The sequence below is a fragment of the Tabrizicola oligotrophica genome (assembly GCF_011008935.1).
Classification (GTDB): Bacteria; Pseudomonadota; Alphaproteobacteria; order Rhodobacterales; family Rhodobacteraceae; genus Tabrizicola_A; species Tabrizicola_A oligotrophica.
This window is the reverse complement of sequence record NZ_JAAIVJ010000008.1, coordinates 1-18,971: the sequence shown is the minus strand read 5'-3', so window position 1 is coordinate 18,971 and position 18,971 is coordinate 1. Positions and strand designations below refer to the sequence as shown.

Genomic DNA, 18,971 nt, shown 5'->3' with positions numbered 1-18,971 from the left:
GATCTACCCGATTTGAGTTCGAGCCGCTTGCGACTTTTGCCTTGATCGGCCTTTTTGCCTGGTTTGCTGTTTCCGTCCTTTCCCTGCACGCGAATTGTCCGGTGCCGCTTGTCGTCACCGGGCGGTCGCGCCATATGCCATGGGGAATGGAAGGGAGCGGCGCATGATCCGGTTCGACAACAGCTATCTGCGTGACCTGCCGGGAACCTACCTGCGGCTGGCGCCCGAGACGGCGCCGGCGCCGCGCCTGCTGGCGTGGAACGCAGCGCTGGCGGCCGAACTCGGGCTGGAGCCCGAAGTCAGGGCGCATGCGGCCGCCTGGTTTTCCGGCGCCGATCCGGTGCCGGGGGCCGACCCTGCGGCGCTGGCCTATGCCGGCCACCAGTTCGGCGGTTTCTCGCCGCAGCTTGGCGACGGGCGGGCGCATCTTCTGGGCGAGGTACTGGACGGGCAGGGCCGGCGCTGGGACATCCAGCTGAAAGGCTCGGGCCGCACGCCGTTTTCGCGCGGTGGCGATGGCAAGGCGGCAGTCGGGCCGATGCTGCGGGAATACCTGATCTCCGAGGCGATGGCGGCGCTGGGCATCCCGACGACGCGGTCGCTGGCGGTGGTGGCCACGGGCGAGACGGTCTGGCGCGACGGCGCGGCCCTGCCGGGCGCAGTGCTGGCGCGGGTGGCCGCAAGCCATATCCGGGTGGGCACGTTCCAGTTCTTCGCGGCGCGCGGCGAGGCGGACAAGCTGCGCGCGCTCGTGGATTACACCATTGCCCGGCACTATCCGCAGCTTGCCCCCGGCGATGGGCTGGGCCTGTTTGACGCCGTGCTGCGGACGCAGGCAAAGCTCATTGCGCAGTGGATGGGGGTGGGCTTCGTGCATGGGGTGATGAACACCGACAACATGGCGCTGTCGGGCGAGACCATCGACTATGGCCCCTGCGCCTTCATGGAAGCCTATGCGCCCGGCACGGTGTTTTCCTCGATCGACCGGCAGGGGCGCTATGCCTATGGCAACCAGCCGCTGATCCTGGGCTGGAATCTGGCGCGGCTGGCGGAATGCCTGCTGCCGTTCTTCGATGCCGACGAGGAGCGGGCGGTGGCTCTGGCCAATGACCGGCTTGGCGCGATTGCCGGGATCTACCGGGAGGCGTTTCTGGCGGTGATGGCGGCGAAGCTGGGCCTTGCCGCGCCCGAGGCCGGGCTGGTCGATGATCTTCTGGCGCTGATGCCGGGGCAGGACTGGACGCTGTTCTTCCGTGGCTTGGGCGAGGGGCGGACGGCTGCGCCGGAGTTTGCCGCATGGGTCGAGCGCTGGCGGGCGCTGTCGCCCGATCTTGCCGCGATGCAGGCGGTCAACCCGGCGGTGATCCCGCGCAACCATCTGGTCGAGGCGGCCTTGCAGGCGGCAAGCGCGGGCGACATGGCACCGTTTGAGGCGTTGCTGGCCGAAGTGCGCCGCCCCTTTGCGCCCGCGACGGGGCGCGAGGGCTTTGCCCTGCCGGCGCCCGAGGGCTTTGGCCGCTACGTCACCTTCTGCGGCACCTGAGCCTCCTCGGGCGCGCGGCGCGCTTCTCGTCGGGAGCGCTTCCTGTCTGGGGGCACTTCTTCTCCGGGGGCGCCAAGTTGCGGTTGACGGCGGGCGGCGCGGGCGGGCAGGGTGGCGGCCATGAACCCGCGTTCCGACATCCATGACCGGCTGGCCGCCTCCTTGCGCGACGCGCGCAAGGCGCGCGGCTTGTCGCTGGACGCGGTGGCCAAGCTGTCGGGTGTGTCGCGCAGCATGGTCAGCCAGATCGAGCGCGGCGAATCCTCGCCCACCGTGGCAACCTTGTGGAACCTGACCCAGGCGCTGCAGGTGGATTTCGCGGGTCTTCTGGAAGGCAAGCCCGAACCGGGCATCGTAGTGATCCGCGCCGCAAGCGCCCCGGTCATTCTGGGACGCGGCAAGTCGGTGTCGATCCGCATCCTGTCGCCCGCCGAGGCGGTGGGAGAGCATGAGGTTTATGACCTGAGTTTCGGCCCCGGCGGCGCCCTGGAAAGCGAGCCGCATTCGCCGGGCTGCCGCGAGCATCTGACGGTGGTTGAAGGCGCGTTGCGGGTGCGCTCGGGCGAGGAGGAAAGCCTGCTTGGCCCCGGAGATACCGCGCGCTACCCCGCTGACCGCGACCATGCGATCCGGGCCGAAGGCGGACCGGCGCGCGCCATTCTGATCGTGCAGGACAGTTGAGCGGGGCGGAGCGGGGGTTTCACACCCCCGAGCCCCCGTGGGATATTTGAGCCAGTCTGAAAGGAATTTCCACTTTTGCGGATGTTTTCCGTTATCTTGACATCTCTGGGCGCCGCAGGCAGTATCCGCTAAATTGGAGGATTTCCGTCATGACAGAAAATCGGTTTCTGGATCACCTTGCCGCCACGCTGACCGAGATCGAGGCTGACGGCCTGATGAAGCGCGAGCGCCTGATTGAGGGCGCGCAGGGGGCGCATGTGCAGGTCGGCGGGCGGCGGATGCTGAACCTGTGCGCCAACAACTATCTCGGGCTGGCCGATGATCCGCGGCTGATCGCGGCGGCGGAGGCGGCGATGGCGAGCCATGGTTATGGCATGGCCTCGGTCCGCTTCATCTGCGGCACGCAGGATCTGCACCGCGCGCTGGAGGCCCGGATCGCGCGGTTTCTGGGGATGCAGGATGCCATCCTGTTCGCGGCCTGTTTCGACGCCAATGGCGGGCTGTTCGAGCCCCTGCTGGGCGAGGAGGATGCGATTGTTTCGGACAGTCTGAACCATGCCTCGATCATCGACGGCATCCGGCTGTGCAAGGCGCGGCGCTATCGGTTCCAGAATGGCGACATGGCCGATCTCGAGCGTCAGGTGAAGGCCGCGCGGGAGGGTGGCGCGCGGTTCGTGATGATCGCCACCGACGGGGTGTTTTCCATGGATGGCTATCTGGCCGACCTGAAGGAAATCCGCCGGATCGCCGATGCCCATGACTGCCTGACCATGGTGGACGATTGCCACGCCACGGGGTTCATGGGGCCCGAGGGGCGCGGCACGCCGGCCCATGCCGGGGTGCAGGTGGACATTCTGACCGGCACGCTGGGCAAGGCCTTGGGCGGGGCGCTCGGCGGCTATATCGCCGGGCCGCAGCCGGTGATCGACCTCTTGCGGCAGCGGGCGCGGCCCTATCTCTTCTCGAACGCCCTGCCGCCGGCGGTGGTGGGGGCGGCGCTGGCAGCGCTTGATCTGGTCGAGGGCGCGGACGGGCTGCGCGCCGATCTTTTCCGCAATGCCGCGCATTGGCGGGCGGGTCTTGCGGCGGCGGGCTTTACGCTGTTGCCCGGCGAGCATCCGATCATCCCGGTGATGATCGGCGAGGCGCCGAAGGCGCAGGCCTTTGCCCGGGCGCTGGATGCGCGGGGGGTGATGGTGTCGGCCTTCTTCTATCCGGTGGTGCCGCATGGGCGGGCGCGCATCCGCACGCAGATGAATGCGAAGCTGACCTTGGACGATCTGGATTTTGCGCTGGAGGCGTTTGCCTCGGCGGGACGCGAGACGGGGGTGCTGTGATGAAAGCCTTGGCAAAAGTGAAGCCTGAAGTCGGCTTGTGGCAGGTCGACCGGCCGGTGCCGGAGATCGGGCCGGAGGATGTGCTGATCAAGGTGAAGAAGACCGGGATCTGCGGCACCGACATCCATATCTGGAACTGGGACGACTGGGCGGCGCGCACTGTGCCGGTCGGGTTGGTGACGGGGCATGAGTTTGCCGGCGAGATCGTCGCCAAGGGGGCGCTGGTCGAGGGGTTGGAGATTGGCCAGCGCTGCTCGGGCGAGGGCCACCTGATCGGCAAGCTTTCCCGCCAGTCCCGCGCCGGCAAGTTCCACCTTGACCCGGCGACGCGGGGGATCGGCGTCAACGAACAGGGCGCCTTTGCCGAATACCTGCGGCTGCCGGCCTTCAACGTGGTGCCGCTGCCGGACACCATCGACGACGAGATCGGCGCGATTCTCGATCCCTTGGGCAATGCCGTGCATACGGCGCTGTCCTTCGATCTGGTGGGCGAGGACGTGCTGATTACCGGCGCCGGGCCGATCGGCATCATGGCCGCCGCAGTGGCGCGGCATGTCGGCGCGCGGCATGTGGTGATTACCGACGTGAACCCCGCACGGCTGGAGCTGGCGGCGCAGGTCGCCGATGTGGTGCCGGTGAACGTGGCCGAGACCGATCTGCGCTCGGTCTATCCGTCCTTGAAGATGTCTCAAGGCTTCGATGTCGGCATGGAGATGAGCGGCAACCAGCAGGCGCTTGACCAGATGGTCGACAATCTGGTGATGGGCGGGCGCATTGCCATGCTCGGCATCCCGCCGGGGAAATCGCCGGTGGACTGGAGCCGCATCGTCTTCAAGGCCATCACCATCAAGGGGGTCTATGGCCGGGAAATCTTTGAAACCTGGTACAAGATGATCGCCATGCTGGAAAACGGCCTGGACGTGCGCCGCGTCATCACCCACCGCTTCAAGGCCGACGACTTCGTGACCGGGTTCGAGACCATGCGCTCGGGCCTGTCGGGCAAGGTGGTGCTGGACTGGGGCTGAGGCGGCAGGCCCGGCCCCCGCGTCCCGTGCCGGGGGCTTTGCCGCGCGGCAGGGCGTGGGTGGCACTTCAGCCGGCTCAGGTGCGGGCATGCCCGCGGGGGAGGCGCCAAGGTGTGACCGTGATCGCGGCTTGGCGCGCGGCGGCCTTTGGCCATGCGCAAATCGACGCTCATACCGGGGCCAATTGACAGATTCCTAACACATTGGGCGCAAAAAAAGGACAAACCCGTTTGGGAATCATGGCCTGTCACGATGGGAGATCTGGCATGACCGGTGTTGTCGCAGTTTTCGTATTCGCCCTCTTTGCCATGGTCGTGATGCGGCCGGGGCGGGTGGTCACCGGGGAAAACGTGCTGATCTCGCGCATCGAGTACCGGTCGTTCTGGCTGGGGCTGGCCTTCTTCGCCATCGTCTTTTCCCTGTTCAAGGGGCCGCATGCCTTCGGGCTGGTGGCGGGCCTGCTGGTGCATGAACTGGGCCATTTCCTTGCCTATCGGGCGCTTGGCCATGACGGTGCCCGGTTCCGGGCCCTGCCCATGGTGGCAAGCCTGTCGACCTCGGACAAGGCGACGCGCTCGGATGCGGAAGAGGCGTTCATTGCGCTTGCGGGCGCCGGCCTGTCGCTGGTGCCGATGGTGCCGCTGGTCGGCATCGGGCTCCTGCTTGACGCGGAAAGCTCGGCCCTGCACCCGATCCTGATGTCAATCGGCGGCACGATTGCCGCGCTCAACGCGCTCAACCTCCTGCCGCTCTGGCCGCTGGATGGCGGGCGGTGCCTCGCGCTCATCGGGCGCAGCCTGATGCCGCGCAAGACGGTACTTCTGTTGCTGGCAACCTCGGCCTTCGCCACGGCGCTGGGCTTTCATGTGCAATCGACCACGCTGCTGATGACCTGCCTGGTCGGGGCGCATTTCCTCTATCACCCCGAGGCGCTGGCCCCGAAACACGCCGCCATGCCGAAAAAGACCGCGGTGCTGGTGTTCCTGACCTGGGCGGCGCTGATGGGGGCGCATATGGCGGGGGGCTGGTGGCTGCTGAACTGGTTCTTCTTCAGCGGGTTGTAAGGCGCGGGCGGGGTGAAACCGGCCCCAGCGTGACATCACTGCACTCATTGCCCGGAATTTCGCGGCTTTGCGCAACTTCCTGTCGCCCGCTTATGGACAGCGCCGGGCAAAAAGCGCAGATTTCCGCCAATGAAAAATTTTCATGGGGCAGTTATGCGCAGACTCCTTACTGGTGCGGCCGTTTTGGCCCTTGCTGCCTGCGTCGATGGCACGCCGGGCGACCTTTCGGGGTTTGGCGACAGGGCTACCACGATCACCGACACGGCGAACCGCGACTACTATCCGGACGACCAGCACATCGTTTCGGCCAAGCTGCAGTTCAAGCAAGAGAACTATGGCAAGGCCGCTTCGCTGTTCAAGCAGGCGCTTGAGGTCGCCCCGACCGATCCCGAGGCGCTTCTGGGCTATGCCGCGGCCAATGACATGCTGGCCCGCTTCGACCAGTCCGATCTGGCCTACCGACAGCTGAAGCCGATCATCGGCAATACCGTGGTGTTCCACAACAACTATGGCTATTCGCTCTTGCTGCGGGGCAACCTGCAGGGCGCGCGCCAGCACTTCCTTGCCGCCTATGAGATGGCCCCCGACAATCCGCATGTCGCCAACAATCTGGAACTGCTGCGCAATTCGGTGAACTACCAGCGCCGCGCCAAGGGCGATCTGCAGGGCATCTGACCGGTGCCTGTTCCGCCGCAGATGGGCGTCTTGCTGACCGGTCTGGCCGCGCTGGCCATGGTGGCCTGCGCGGGGATGTTCCTGCGCATCGCCTGGGTGGATTTCCAGAGCCTGAAGATCCGCAACCGTGACGTGCTGTACCTGCTGGGGCCGGCGCTGATTCTGGCCGCCACCCGTGACAGCGCCGGGATTCTGGCCGACCTTGGCGCGGCGGGGCTGCTGTTCGCGCTTGGCCTTCTGGCTTGGCTCTTGCGGATGATGGGGGCGGGCGATGCCAAGCTTTACTTCCCGCTGGGCCTTGCCGTCGGCTGGGCGGGGCTTGGCGCCTATGCCCTTGGCCTGATCCTTGGCTCCGTGCTGCTGCTTGTGGTCACCAAGGCCGGGGCGATCTTTCCGCCCGGCCGGTTCCGCGACCGCCTGATGCTGTTCCGGTTGCGCCGCACCTATCCCTATGGCGTGCCGATGTCGTTGGCGGCACTGGTTGCGATGGTTTCGGCGGGCGTCTGATGCTCCGCTGTTTACGCAAGGCCGATGTCGCGGCATAATGCCCGCGATTGTTGACTGGATCGGTCTCTTTTGGCTGTGGCAAACACCGGAGGCGCAAGTGATTGGATTTGTGAAATCTGAGCGGGGCTATGCCCTGACGCTGGGTCTGGTCATGCTGCCCGCCTTCATCCTGATGACGGTGCTTCTGGTCGACCTTGGCCGCGGCAACAACGCCCATGCCGACCTGCAGGCGGCGGCCGATGCCATGGCGCTGGCCGGCGCGCGCGAGCTGGATGGCGGGGTCGACGCGATCGATCGGGCCACCGCTGCCATGGGCAACGTGTCGAACAGTGTCAGCTTCCTTGGCCAGTCGGTCGAAGGCGCGCGCATCACCCTGGCGTTCGGTGGCGACGGCGGCGACTATGCCGTGACCTTCCTTGACGGGATCCCGGCCAGCGACGACACGGCGATCGACGCCGACTATCTGTCCGGCCACGCCACGACTGACGGCGCGCTGGCCTATTACGTCCATGTCGTCGCCCAAAGCGAGGATCTGTCGACGCTTGGCGGCATTCTGGGCGATGTGCCGGTCGGGGCGGTTGCCGTGGCGACCTCCGCCACGGCGGCCTGCGATGTGACGCCGCTGTTCATCTGCAACCCGTTTGAAAGCGAAGAGATCGACCTGCAACAGGCCTTCGCCGATGGCGATCTTTACTCCCGGCTGATCCGCCTGCACCCCAAAGGCTCTGACACCGCCTCGCCGGGCAATTTCGGCTTCCTGCAAGTCACCGGGCACAATGACAACACCACGGCCTCGGCCAATGCGATCCGCGACATCTTCGCCGGGGAATACAACCCGACCTGCTATTCGCAGCGGATGGTGACGACCAAGCCCGGCGCGGCGACCGGCATCGCGCAGGGGCTGAATGTGCGGATGGACATCTATGAAGGCAACATGGGCAATGCCGCCGACGACTATCCGCCGGATATCAATGTGCGCAAAGGGTTCGTCAGACGCGCGACTGGCCCGAACAATGCTTGCAACAAAGGCCCGGCCACAGATCCGACTTGGGCGCAGGCCTTTCCCGATGACAACACGATGAGCCCGCCCGGTGACGGCGCGGCGGGGGCCTTTGTCGGCTCGGGGATCTGGAACATCGACACCTATTGGCAAGTCAACTTCCAGACTACCCCGCCGGAGGCTGTGTTTGATGCCGCCAACTATCCCGGTGGCGCGCTGCCGGACGGGCTGGTGCCGTCACGCTATGACGTTTACAGCTACGAGATTGCCAACAATCTGGTTGATACCTTGTCGCAAGGCAATTCGGCCGCTCCTGAAAATGGCGATTTCAAGGAACGTGGCACCCCGATCTGTTCCGCCAGCAAGACCAACCCCGCGCCCCCCGAAGCCGGACGCCGCGTCATCTTTGCCGCGATCATCGACTGCGGGGCGGAGGCTGACAACGGAGCCGATGACATGCGGGTCAATTCCTATGCCTCGCTGTTCCTGACCCGCCCCATGCTGCCGAACAGTTCCGGCGACGGCACCATCGACGTCGAGATCATCGACATCACCGGCTGGGGCGGCAATGGCTCGCTGGACGAATTTGTCCGCGATGAAGCGATCCTGGTGCGCTGAATCCGCCTTCAGACCTCTGGTCGATTCGCCCGCGATTCGCGGCAGTTTCAATCTGTGGCCTTTGATTTGACCAATTTTCAACCGGGGGTTGCTCATCAATGATGGGTTAATGGCCCGAGTGTTAATGATTGAAAAACAATGCCATCAATTCGCCACAAAGCTGCACCATGTTCCCGTGAAATAGGGCATTTTCTTGACAGGACTGCCCGCTTGTCGCCATAGTCGGCGCAAGGGCATGGCCCGGAATTTTTAAAAAGTGATTGGTTGGCCAGTAGACGTGATTGATGCAGCTATGTTCAGGCAGGCGGGGTGGCGTTGTTGTCTGGATGTCTCGCAACGAAATGGAGTTCAAAATGTTCTATATTGCCAAATACCTGGTCGCGCGCATTCGCAAGGAAGAGGATGGCGTGGCGCTGTCGGAATACCTCATCCTCCTCGGCCTGCTCGTTGGCGGTGTGATCGCCGCGGTCATCCTGTTCGGCACCAACCTGACCACCGCCTGGAACGCCTGGGCCGGCTGGATCGTCACGCTCGATGACGCCATCCCGGCTCCCTGATATGGGTGGATTGCGCGGTTCGGCCTGAACGGGGCGAACGGCAAACGCCCTGACCCAAGGGGTCAGGGCGGCTCGACAAGCCGCGGAGAATCGGCGTTGAGGTTTTGGGCAGGCAAGGGCAGAGTTCGATCAGGCAGCAATGCCGCGCGAATCTCTGCGAAGGAATGGGGCAGGCATGCGTACATCGACCCTTCTGAGTCTTCTGGTGGCCGCGATCCTCGGGATCACGGCCGTTCTGGGCGTTCGGTCCTGGCTCGCGGACCAGCGCGCCGAACTGGCGGCCTCGACTGACGGTCCGGCCTCGGACGCCCGGCAGACCATCGTCGTCGCCAGAGAGGCGATGCGATTTGGCGAGCGTGTGGTGCCGGAAAAGCTGGAAGTCATTCCATGGGGCAGCGCCACCCTGCCGGACGGCGCCTTCAAGACCGTCGAGGAGATCGGCGACAATTCCGAGGAAACCGCGCGCTTCGTGCTGTCCTCGATCGAAAAGGGTGAACCGGTGCTTGGCAGCCGCATCACCAACCCCGGCCAGCGCGCGAAGCTTTCCACCGCCATCAAGCCCGGCCTCAAGGCGCTGTCGATCCGCGTTAATGACGTGGCGGGCGTCGCGGGCTTCGTGCTGCCCGGCGACCGGGTGGATGTGCTGCTGACCCGCAGCGAGAACAACAATGCCGAAGAGGCCTATGTCGACGTGCTGCTGCAAGGCGTGCGGGTGCTGGCGATCGACCAGATCGCCGACGACCGCAAGGACCAGCCGTCGGTGGTGCGCACCGTGACCTTCGAGGTTTCCACCGAAGAGGCGCAGAAACTGACGCTCGGCTCGTCGATCGGCACGCTGTCGCTGGCGCTGCGCAATGTGGTGTCGTCGGATGTGGAGCAAAGCCAGCGGGTGACGCTGGCCGAAATGTCGAAATCCTCGGCCGCTGCGGCGCTGGAATCGGATCTTGAGGCGATGGCTGCCGCCGAGCGTGCCGCCGCCGAGGGCCGGGCCGGCGAACAGGAGGCCCGCATCGCCTCGCTGGAGGAAATGGTGCGCTCGCTTGGCGGCAACGTCGATGCGCGGCTTGAAGAGCTGAAGGAAGAGCTGACCAAGCCCGCGCCGGAGGTGGTAGAAACACCACCGCAGCCGACTTTCGTGACCGTGGGCGTTGTGCGCAATGGCGCGCGGCAGGATTATGTGGTTCTCTCTGGTGACAATTGAGCAGCTCAAGAACAACAGCCCTCAAGGGCACGACGGGACAGACAGAATGCTGAAGATGGGCCACTCTGCGAATTTCAAACGGATCACGTCATTTCTGGCCGCAGGGCTTGCCCCTGTCGCCGTTCTGCTGGTTCTGACTGTCCTGACCCTTGGGGCGGCGCCCGCCATGGCGCAGGAGCGGTTTGTCTCGCTGGGGCAGGGCGCGCCGGTGACGACGATCACGCTGAAGCCGGGCTTCACCATGACGATCATCACCAACACACCGTTCAACGATGTGGTGGTGGGCGACGCCAATGTGGCCGACGTCTTTCCGCTGACCGGCGCCTCGGCCTATGTGCAGGGCCGGACCGCGGGGGCGACCAACATCAGCTTTTACGACGCCGACAAGAAGCTGATGGGCAGCGCCATCCTGAAGGTCGAGGTGGATTTCGCCGAGCTGAACCGCGCGATTTCCAGCGCCGTTCCCAGCGCCAATGTCGACGTCGACAACATCAACGGCCGGATCCGGCTGTCGGGCGCGGTCAAGGACGGGGTTGATCTGAAGCGGGTGCTGGAGATTGCGATGCAGTTCTCCACCGATCCGGTGGTCAACGCGATCCGTGTGACCGATCCGCAGCAGGTGCAGCTGGATGTGCGCATCATCGAGATCAGCCGCACCTCGGGCCGCGAGCTGGGGGTGGAACTGAACGCGACCAATGCCGGGGTCAGCCGCGGCAGCACGGGCGGCGTGCCGGATCCGGCTACCGGACATGTCACGGATGGCATCGTGTCGGGCAATGCGCCCTTCGGCAGCTTCATCGGCAACCTGTTGCAGATCGCCGGGACCGAGATCGACGCGGTGATCAACGTGCTGGAGGGCCGGGGTCTTGCCCGCCGTCTGGCCAACCCGACGCTGGTCACGACCAGCGGAGTGGAAGCGAATTTCGTCGTCGGCGGTGAGGTTCCGATCACCAGCGCGGTGGCGGGGGAAAACGGCGTCATGGCGACGCAGACCGATTACCGCGAATATGGCGTCCGGCTGAATTTCATCCCGGTGGTGATGGATGACGGGCTCATCAGCCTGCGCATCCGCCCCGAGGTCAGCGACATTGACACCTCGGTCACGGTGAATGGCCAGCCGGCCTTTATCTCGCGCAAGGCCGATACCACGGTGACGCTGCGCGACGGGCAAAGCTTTGCCATTGCCGGGCTGTTGCAGGTCGACAACGAGCGCAACCTGAAACAGGTGCCGTGGATGGGGCAGATTCCGGTCCTTGGCGCGCTGTTCCGCTCCTCGGCGTTCCAGAAGAAGGAAACCGACCTGGTGATCCTGGTCACGCCGCGGCTGGTCAAGCCCGGCACGCCCGCCGAACCGCTGGCCTCGCCGCTGGACAACTCCCGCTCGTCGAACGATGTCGAGATGTTCCTGCTTGGCATGCTGGAAGTGGACAAGCAGATGATCCGTGCCTTCAAGAACGGCGATGGCACAGTCGGCCCCTATGGACATATCATTGATCTGGAATTTGACGATGCGGTCATCAAGAAGCAGTAAGATCCTCGCGGTTTTGATCTTCGTGTCGCCGCTTGCGGGCTGTGCGGATTATCTGAACCACAGCGACACCATTACCTTTGGCGCCGGCGATGCCGCCGAAGCCAATACGGCGATCCAGACCATCTATCCGTTTCCGAACAACGTTTCGAATACAGACGTCACGATTAGCCCGTAACCCGCCGAACTCCGCCGGGTAGATACCGCTTGACCTCTGGGGTGCGAAAAGGGGAGGCGGGCGCGTTTTGAGGATGCCTTGCGATGTATCGTGTCATTCCGAGATGGATATCGCGCCTCTGGGCCGAGGAAGCGGGCGCGGTGCTTGCCGAAACCATCATCGTGGTGCCGGTCCTCACGGTCATGACAATCGGGACGCTGGAATTCGCCAATATCTTCTGGCAGCGGCAACAGATGCAGATCGGGGTGCGCGACGCCGTGCGCTACTGGTCGCGCTGCCGGCCAACCTTCAATGCCTGCACGGTGACAATGGCCCGCAATATCGCCTTTTACGGCAATGCCGCGGGGACCGGGTCGCTCAGGGTGCCGGGGTGGGATGAGGCCGACGAGCTGACGCTGGCGCCGGCCGAGCCGCCGACCAGCCCCGATGCCACCTCGATGGTGACCGGCGTTGGCACCGTCACCTATGTCACCTCGCCGTTCTTCGGCGCGCTTGAGATTGACGCCATCAGCTTCAGCTACACCTACAGCCAGAGGTATATCGGATGGTGAGGCGGCGGCGCTCCCTGGCGGATGACAGCGGCGCAGTCCTGATCGAGGGCCTGCTGGTCGTCCCGATCCTGATGCTTGTCATGGCGGCCATGGTCGAGCTTGGCTTCCTGATGTTCCAATGGAACCAGACGGTAAAGGCCATGCAGATCGGCGCGCGGCAACTGGCGGTGTCCGATCCGATTCTGGCCAACCTTGACGCCTTCGCCGAAGACCTGGGAGACATAGATGCCGGGCGTCCGATGCCGGCCGCCATCGTGACCGTCAGTTGCGGTGCGGGCGCTGCCGCCTGTGACGCCGACGGCATGGGCCGCCTGATCGAAGGCAGCGATGGGGTCTGTGATCCGGATCTGGCCGGCAGCGTCAGCGGCATGTGCGATTTCTTCCCGGTGATTTCCGCCGACAATGTCCGCGTCACCTATGAACGCGCCGGTCTTGGCTATGTCGGGCGCCCGGCCGGGCCGGTGCTGACGATTCGGGTCGAAAGCGTCGGCCTGACCTTTGATTTCCTGATGCTGGATGCGCTGATCGGTGCAAACGTCATCACCATGCCGGCGCATGCCGTCACCATTACCAGCGAAGACCTTTCCTCTGTCGGAACACCCCCATGAACGCGCAAGACCTCATCACCACGGAACCCAAGAGCCGGATGCGGAAGATGACCGCTTTGGTCGTGGATTGCGGCCACCCGGATTTCTCACTCCTGAAAGCGGCGACCGAAGAGCTTTCCAACGTGACGATGCATCTGGCCAGCAGCCAGAATGTGCTGGCGCGGCTGCGCGACGTGACGCCGGATATCGTGGTGCTGGACATCGCGGAGTTCAGCGCCGAGCGGGCCGAGCTGATCGACGGCCTGCGTGGCCAGTCGCATGACCTGCCGATCATCGTGGTGTCGGATGCGCTGGATGACCAGCAGGTGCGGCGGCTGATGAAGCTGCGCGTGCATGACTGGCTGCGCCATCCGCTGTCCACGGTCGATCTGCACAACGCGATCATCAGCGGCGCGCGGTCGTCCAAGCAATCGACCAACCGGGTGCATGCCGTGACCTCGGCCAATGGCGGGGCGGGCGCGACCACGGTGGCGGTGATGCTTGCCGACCTTCTGGCGCGCAGCACCGAGACCAAGCGCAATGGCGTCGGTCTTTTCGATCTCGACTTTTCCACCGGCGCCTGCGGCGATCTGTTGAACATGGAGAACACCTTCAACCTCGACAGCGTTCTCAGCAACCCCGGCCGGGTCGATGCCGAGTTCGTCAGCCTGATCCAGCAGCGCCACCCGCACGGCTTTTCGCTCTATTCCTTCCGCAAGCCCGAGCTTGTCACCCATCTGAACTGCTATGAGCTGGTGCTGCGTCTGCTGGACGCCGTGACCGCGCAGCATGGTCATACGGTTCTGGACATTCCCTATTACGAAACCGACTGGCGGCAGGATGTTCTGGCCGAGGTGAACAGCCTGACCATCGTGTGCGAGTTGAACCTGCCCTCGATCAAGCAGGCGCTGGCGCTGCGCAACCAGCTGCATGCCGAAGGCGGCCGGCTGCCGCAGGCGCATATCCTCATCAACAAGCGCCGCAAGGGGTTTTTCGGCAGCCAGCGCATTGCGGAATCGCGCATCAAGCAGCTTCTGGGGGAAATTCCCTACAGCTATCTGCCGAATGAGGACGAGGCGCTGTCCGAGGCGATGGACCGGGGCATTCCGCTGAGCGAGCTGAACCGGTCTTCGCGGTTCCTGAAGGAACTGGCGCGCTTTGCCGTGCAGAAGCTGCACATCGAAGGGGTCAAGGCATGATCTGGCTGGCACTGGCCGCAGTCGTGGCGGCGCATTCCCCGCCGGCCGACAGCGCAGCGCTGCCCGATCTGCACCGCGTCGAGATGAAGTCGGTGCCGCGCGATCATGGCAAGGTGACGCGCGAGGTGGTGGATTTCCAGACCACCGAGGCCCCCGGCACCCTGATCATTTCCAACGCCGACCGCACGCTGCATCTGGTGTTGGGCGATGGCCGGGCGGCGCGCTACCGCATCAGCGTCGGCAAGGACGGTTTCCTGTGGACCGGCACCGTGGTCGTGGGCCGCAAGGCGGAATGGCCGGAATGGCGCCCGCCGGCCGAGATGCGCCAGCGCAACCCGGCCCTGCCCGAGCATGTGCCCTCTGGCCCCTACAACCCCTTGGGCGCGCGGGCGATCTATCTTTATCGCGGCGGCGGCGACACGCTGTATCGCATCCACGGCACCAACACCGCCGAAACCGTCGGCGGCTATGAGACCTCGGGCTGTTTCCGGCTGAGCAATGCCGATGTCATGGAGCTTTTCGAACAGGTCAAGGTCGGCACCAAGGTGATCGTGCAATGAAGCCCTTTTCAATCAGGAGGTCGTAGATGGTCGGCCGGTTTTTCCGCAAGCAGGGCGAACAGGCGCCCGAACCCCACGCTGTCGAGGAGGTTCCCTCCCCGGTCCTGACCGTTGAAGCCCAGGCCGCGCCCGAGGTGGACATGGTGTCCGAACGGGTGAACCTGCACCGCTTCCTGCTCGACAAGATCAACCTGACGGTTCTCGATACGCTGGAGACCGTGCAACTGCATGACGAATTGCGCCCGATGGTGCGCGACTACCTCAAGATCCAGAACGTCGCGCTGAATGCCCGAGAGCTGGACAGCCTCGTCTCGGATCTGGCCGACGAGATGCTGGGCCTTGGTCCGATCGAGCCGCTGCTCAAGGACGATTCCATCGCCGATATCCTGATCGTCGGCCCCAAGACGGTTTACATCGAACGCTATGGCAAGCTGCTTCTGACCGACGTCCGCTTCAAGGATGAGCGTCATCTCTTGCGCATCATCAACAAGATCGTCGCCTCGGTCGGACGGCGGGTCGACGAAGCCTCGCCGCTGGTCGATGCCCGTCTTGCCGACGGCTCGCGCGTGAACGTGGCGATCCGGCCCATCGCGGTCGACGGCCCGCAGGTCTCGATCCGGAAATTCTCGCGCCGGCCCTTCAACCTGTCGACGCTGGTGAGCAAAGGGGCGCTGCCCGAAGGCATGGCGCAGCTTCTGGCGGCGGCGGTCGAGGGCAAGGTCTCGATGCTGATCTCCGGCGGCACCGGCTCGGGCAAGACCACGATGCTGAACGCGCTCTCGGGCTTCATCCCGCATGAGGAACGCCTTGTCACCATCGAGGACGCGGCGGAACTTCAGTTGCAGCAGAAACACGTGGTGCGGATGGAAACCCGCCCGCCGACGCTGGAGGGCAAGGGCGAGGTGACCCAGCGCGATCTGGTGAAGAACGCGCTCAGGATGCGTCCCGACCGCATCATCATCGGCGAGGTGCGCGGCGGCGAGGCCTTTGACATGCTGCAGGCGATGAACACCGGCCATGAAGGCTCCATGAGCACGATCCACGCCAACAACACCCGCGATGCCATGTCGCGTCTGGAACAGATGGTCGGCATGGCCGGCATGCCGATGTCGCAGCTCAGCATCCGGTCGCAGATCTCCTCGGCGATCCACATGGTCTTGCAGTTGAACCGCATGCGCGACGGCAGCCGCCGTGTCACCGCCATCTCGGAACTGACCGGGCTTGAAGGCGAGGTGATCCAGATTCAGGACATCATGCGCTACAACCGTGTCGGCGTGGACGAGAACGGCCGGATCTTCGGCGAGTTCCGCGCCACCGGCATCCGGCCGCGCTTCCTGCAGGAAATCGCGACCATCGGCCTCAAGGTCGATCCCAAGATCTTCGATCCAACCGTCAAGCAATGAACAAGGCGCATGTCCCTTCTCATCATCTATGCCTTTGTCTTCTCCTCGGTCCTGATTGCGGGTGATACCCTGCTGCGCCGCCTGTTGGCGCGCAGGGCCGCAAGGCAAGAGGTCAATGAACGGCTGATCCGGCTGGCCCGGGGCGGCGGCGATCACGAAGCGGCCTATCGCTCGCTTCTCAAGGACCGGTCGCTTCTGGCCTCCTCGGCCGAGGGCGATCTGCTGCGAAGCCTGCGCAAGCTTTATGCGCAGACCGGCCTGACCCTTTCGGGGCGCCAGAAGGTGCTTTACGCCCTTGCGCTGGTCAGTGCTTCGCTGGTTCCGGTGTCTCTGGTCGTCGGGACCTGGCTCTTGCGGGTGCCGCTCGCGCTCGCCTTGGCGGTCGGGCTGGCCTATGTGATCCTCGCCTACCTGCGGATGAAGCGGGTCAAGCGGTTTGTTCAGCAACTGCCGGCGGCCATCGACATCATCGTGCGCTCGCTGCACGCCGGCCACCCGCTGAACGCCGCCGTGTCGCTGGTCGGGCGGGAAATGCCCGACCCGGTGGGCAGCGAGTTCGGCATCCTGACCGACCAGCTGACCTTTGGCTCGGAGTTCGACGAGGCCTTCTACAGCCTTTACGAGCGGGTGGGGGCGGACGAGCTTAACCTGCTTGCCGTGACTGTCAGCGTCCAGCGCAACACCGGCGGCAACCTGTCGGAAATCCTGGAAAACCTGACGGCCATGATCCGCGACCGGCTGATGCTGAAGAACAAGATCCGCGCGATTTCGGCAGAGGGGCGGTTCACCGCAGTCCTGATGTCGGTCTTTCCCGGCATCCTCTATCTCATCATCAGCACCTTGGCCCCGGATTACTTCGACACGATCTGGGAAACCGGCCATGGCACTGCGATCGTCGTGGGGACCATCCTGTACATGTGCATCGGCATCTACATCATGAACCGCATGGTCCGGTTCGATTTCTGACGGCCCGAGGGAGAGTTCCGCATGACCGACATTCTCATCCTGTCTGCGATCTTCCTCGCGGTCGTTCTGTTCGTCTTCGCCTTGCTGAACTATCTCGCCGGGCAGCGGCAGATCCGGCGCAATATCGAACAGGTCACCAATGTCCGGGGCGGCAAGGTCTATGACCCGGACGCGCTTTTTGCCGAAGACAACGATTCCATCGCCTATTTCATGGATGTCCAGCGCCGCAACCAGCCGGATTCGCTGGAGATGCGGCTGATCCGCGCCGGGTTCTTCACCCGTGACGCGCTGCGCAGCTTCAACCTCGTGCGGTTTCTGGTGGCGGCCCTGGTGTTCGTGGGCGTCTGGTACATCGGCCAAAGCCTGCGCGATACCGGCAATCCCGCCGTGCCGCTGGTCTTCGCCGCGGTGTTGAGCGGGGCGTCGATCATCGTCTCGAACATCGTGCTGGAGCGGATCGGCAAGCGGAACGTGCGGATGTTTCGCCGGTATTTTCCGGATTTCCTTGATCTGATCATCGTCTGCGTCGACGCCGGCATGAGCATCGAGGCCTCGCTTGACCGGGTGGCACGGGAATTCCTGCGCAGCCAGCCGAGTTTCGGTCTGCATCTGGCGGTGGTCAGCCTTGAGGTGCGGGCCGGGCGCAGCTTGCACGAGGCGCTGAGCAACCTTGCCATGCGGATCAATCTGGAGGAGGTCCGCACGCTGGCCGTGCTGTTCCGCCAGTCGCAGGAGCTGGGCAGCAGCGTCATCAAGACCCTGCGCGTCTACAGCTCCGAAATGCGCCAGATCCGCCTGCTGCAGGCCGAGGAAAAGGCCAACGCGCTGCCGGTCAAGATGCTGTTGCCGCTGGCGGCCTTCCTGTTTCCGGTCAACCTCGTGATGGTGCTGGTTCCGGTCCTGATCCGCATCGTGCGGATGATCTCGACAATGTCGCCGGGCTGAACCGGCTGCGCCGGAGAAAGAGAGTCTGCGGCTCGCTGGTCAGGCCACCGCAGGGACTGGCTGCCACCAGGGCCCCTGCGCCTGCAACGCTTGCCAGTCCTGCGCCGCCCGCTCTTGCGGCGGGGCGAGATCGGACGGATCGTCATGGCCCAGCGACCGGGCAAGCGCGGTATCGGTCATCTCGCCCAGATCGTCCTGCAAGGTGCGCAGCGTCGCCAGAAAGCGCTCCTGCGCGGCGCCCGGCCAAAGATCTTCAAAGAATTCCGTCAGATAGCGCAACATCTTCAGATCCTTGCGCAACTCGTGCTGTGTGCGGGCGCGCATCTGCCGCAGGTCGGGCCCGTTGCCAAGGCAGGCCGCCCAGGCCCGGTTCAGCGCCGCCTTGGCCTGCACCGCCACCGGCGCTTCGCGCAACGCCCCGGCCTTCTTGCCGCCGCGCCGCCAGCCCTTGCCCGCCAGCCGCCGCAGCACCGCCGTTCGGAAGCCCTCGGCCTTCTTGCGCTTCAGATGCTTGCGCGCCCTGCGGCGCTGATGGGCGGCCTCGTCGCGGGTGGCCTCGGCATTCTGCGCTTCGGCAAAGCGCAGCGCCATGACATCGGCATCGCGCACCTCGCCCAGAATCCGGAACAGGGCGCGGGATTTGTCTTGCAGGGTGTCGGCCAGGTCTTCGTCCAGAATGGGATGAAAGGCCTTCAGCGCCGCGCGCAGCCGCCGCAGCGTGCGTGTTCCACGCGATGGTGGACAGTCAATCCATGGGATGATGGGCGCGGATTCCACGCGAAGGTGGGCAGTCTTTCCACGGGATCGTGGGCAGGTTTGACCGGCAATCAAACGGCATAGGCTCCC

Annotated in this window: 20 protein-coding genes; 19 read left to right on the top strand and 1 reads right to left on the bottom strand. The window is 64.7% G+C overall.

The genetic code is table 11. The annotated features are described in order from the left end of the window. Positions 1 to 163: 163 nt before the first annotated feature. The 19 genes from G4Z14_RS13300 to G4Z14_RS13210 all read left to right on the top strand — a co-directional run bounded on the left by G4Z14_RS13300 (position 164) and on the right by G4Z14_RS13210 (position 18,125). Entirely contained in the window at positions 164 to 1,543 is a 1,380-nt protein-coding gene (locus tag G4Z14_RS13300) for a protein adenylyltransferase SelO (RefSeq protein ID WP_164626532.1), read from the top strand. A gap of 120 nt (positions 1,544 to 1,663) precedes the next feature. Further along, the gene (locus G4Z14_RS13295) at positions 1,664 to 2,224 is read left to right on the top strand and encodes a helix-turn-helix domain-containing protein (RefSeq protein WP_164626530.1); all 561 of its coding nucleotides are present in this window, start codon (positions 1,664 to 1,666) and stop codon (positions 2,222 to 2,224) included. A gap of 149 nt (positions 2,225 to 2,373) precedes the next feature. After that, a complete protein-coding gene (locus G4Z14_RS13290; protein WP_164626528.1) occupies positions 2,374 to 3,561 on the top strand; it encodes a glycine C-acetyltransferase in 1,188 nt (395 codons plus the stop codon). After that, entirely contained in the window at positions 3,561 to 4,586 is a 1,026-nt protein-coding gene (tdh, locus tag G4Z14_RS13285; protein ID WP_164626526.1) for an L-threonine 3-dehydrogenase, read from the top strand. Before G4Z14_RS13290 ends, tdh begins: the two co-directional genes overlap by 1 nt. A 266-nt stretch (positions 4,587 to 4,852) precedes the next feature. Then, positions 4,853 to 5,650 (top strand): zinc metalloprotease, encoded by a 798-nt coding sequence (locus G4Z14_RS13280; protein WP_164626524.1) that lies wholly within the window; start codon positions 4,853 to 4,855, stop codon positions 5,648 to 5,650. A gap of 153 nt (positions 5,651 to 5,803) precedes the next feature. After that, complete coding sequence (locus tag G4Z14_RS13275; protein ID WP_164626522.1) at positions 5,804 to 6,325, top strand: tetratricopeptide repeat protein; 522 nt, start codon at positions 5,804 to 5,806, stop codon at positions 6,323 to 6,325. A gap of 21 nt (positions 6,326 to 6,346) precedes the next feature. Further along, positions 6,347 to 6,832: a prepilin peptidase gene (locus G4Z14_RS13270; RefSeq protein ID WP_164626520.1), complete on the top strand. Its 486-nt coding sequence runs from the start codon at positions 6,347 to 6,349 to the stop codon at positions 6,830 to 6,832. A 97-nt stretch (positions 6,833 to 6,929) separates the two neighbouring features. Further along, positions 6,930 to 8,450: a pilus assembly protein TadG-related protein gene (locus G4Z14_RS13265; RefSeq protein WP_164626518.1), complete on the top strand. Its 1,521-nt coding sequence runs from the start codon at positions 6,930 to 6,932 to the stop codon at positions 8,448 to 8,450. Positions 8,451 to 8,803: 353 nt separating this feature from the next. Next, positions 8,804 to 9,007, top strand: a complete 204-nt coding sequence (locus G4Z14_RS13260; RefSeq protein WP_164626516.1) for a hypothetical protein — start codon at positions 8,804 to 8,806, stop codon at positions 9,005 to 9,007. A 175-nt stretch (positions 9,008 to 9,182) separates the two neighbouring features. Continuing rightward, positions 9,183 to 10,208: a Flp pilus assembly protein CpaB gene (cpaB, locus tag G4Z14_RS13255; protein WP_164626514.1), complete on the top strand. Its 1,026-nt coding sequence runs from the start codon at positions 9,183 to 9,185 to the stop codon at positions 10,206 to 10,208. A gap of 46 nt (positions 10,209 to 10,254) precedes the next feature. Continuing rightward, positions 10,255 to 11,739 carry a type II and III secretion system protein family protein gene (locus G4Z14_RS13250; RefSeq protein ID WP_227751734.1) on the top strand — a complete coding sequence of 495 codons (1,485 nt, stop codon included), beginning with the start codon at positions 10,255 to 10,257 and terminating at the stop codon, positions 11,737 to 11,739. 13 nt (positions 11,740 to 11,752) lie between these two features. Next, positions 11,753 to 11,914, top strand: coding sequence for a hypothetical protein (locus tag G4Z14_RS13245; protein WP_164626498.1), 162 nt, complete (start codon positions 11,753 to 11,755; stop codon positions 11,912 to 11,914). Positions 11,915 to 11,997: 83 nt separating this feature from the next. Further along, complete coding sequence (locus G4Z14_RS13240; RefSeq protein ID WP_164626513.1) at positions 11,998 to 12,465, top strand: TadE/TadG family type IV pilus assembly protein; 468 nt, start codon at positions 11,998 to 12,000, stop codon at positions 12,463 to 12,465. Continuing rightward, positions 12,462 to 13,073 carry a TadE/TadG family type IV pilus assembly protein gene (locus G4Z14_RS13235; protein ID WP_321573048.1) on the top strand — a complete coding sequence of 204 codons (612 nt, stop codon included), beginning with the start codon at positions 12,462 to 12,464 and terminating at the stop codon, positions 13,071 to 13,073. The genes G4Z14_RS13240 and G4Z14_RS13235 overlap by 4 nt, the downstream gene beginning before the upstream one ends. After that, positions 13,070 to 14,251, top strand: coding sequence for an AAA family ATPase (locus tag G4Z14_RS13230; RefSeq protein WP_164626509.1), 1,182 nt, complete (start codon positions 13,070 to 13,072; stop codon positions 14,249 to 14,251). Before G4Z14_RS13235 ends, G4Z14_RS13230 begins: the two co-directional genes overlap by 4 nt. Beyond that, positions 14,248 to 14,811, top strand: coding sequence for a L,D-transpeptidase (locus tag G4Z14_RS13225; RefSeq protein WP_164626507.1), 564 nt, complete (start codon positions 14,248 to 14,250; stop codon positions 14,809 to 14,811). The genes G4Z14_RS13230 and G4Z14_RS13225 overlap by 4 nt, the downstream gene beginning before the upstream one ends. Before the next feature lie 26 nt (positions 14,812 to 14,837). Beyond that, complete coding sequence (locus G4Z14_RS13220) at positions 14,838 to 16,214, top strand: CpaF family protein (RefSeq protein ID WP_164626505.1); 1,377 nt, start codon at positions 14,838 to 14,840, stop codon at positions 16,212 to 16,214. A 9-nt stretch (positions 16,215 to 16,223) separates the two neighbouring features. Then, a complete protein-coding gene (locus tag G4Z14_RS13215) occupies positions 16,224 to 17,180 on the top strand; it encodes a type II secretion system F family protein (RefSeq protein ID WP_164626503.1) in 957 nt (318 codons plus the stop codon). Between the two features lie 21 nt (positions 17,181 to 17,201). After that, the gene (locus G4Z14_RS13210; protein ID WP_164626501.1) at positions 17,202 to 18,125 is read left to right on the top strand and encodes a type II secretion system F family protein; all 924 of its coding nucleotides are present in this window, start codon (positions 17,202 to 17,204) and stop codon (positions 18,123 to 18,125) included. 39 nt (positions 18,126 to 18,164) lie between these two features. Here G4Z14_RS13210 and G4Z14_RS13205 read toward each other — a convergent pair whose 3' ends face one another. Beyond that, positions 18,165 to 18,902 carry a CHAD domain-containing protein gene (locus G4Z14_RS13205; protein WP_164626499.1) on the bottom strand — a complete coding sequence of 246 codons (738 nt, stop codon included), beginning with the start codon at positions 18,900 to 18,902 and terminating at the stop codon, positions 18,165 to 18,167. Positions 18,903 to 18,971: the final 69 nt, after the last annotated feature.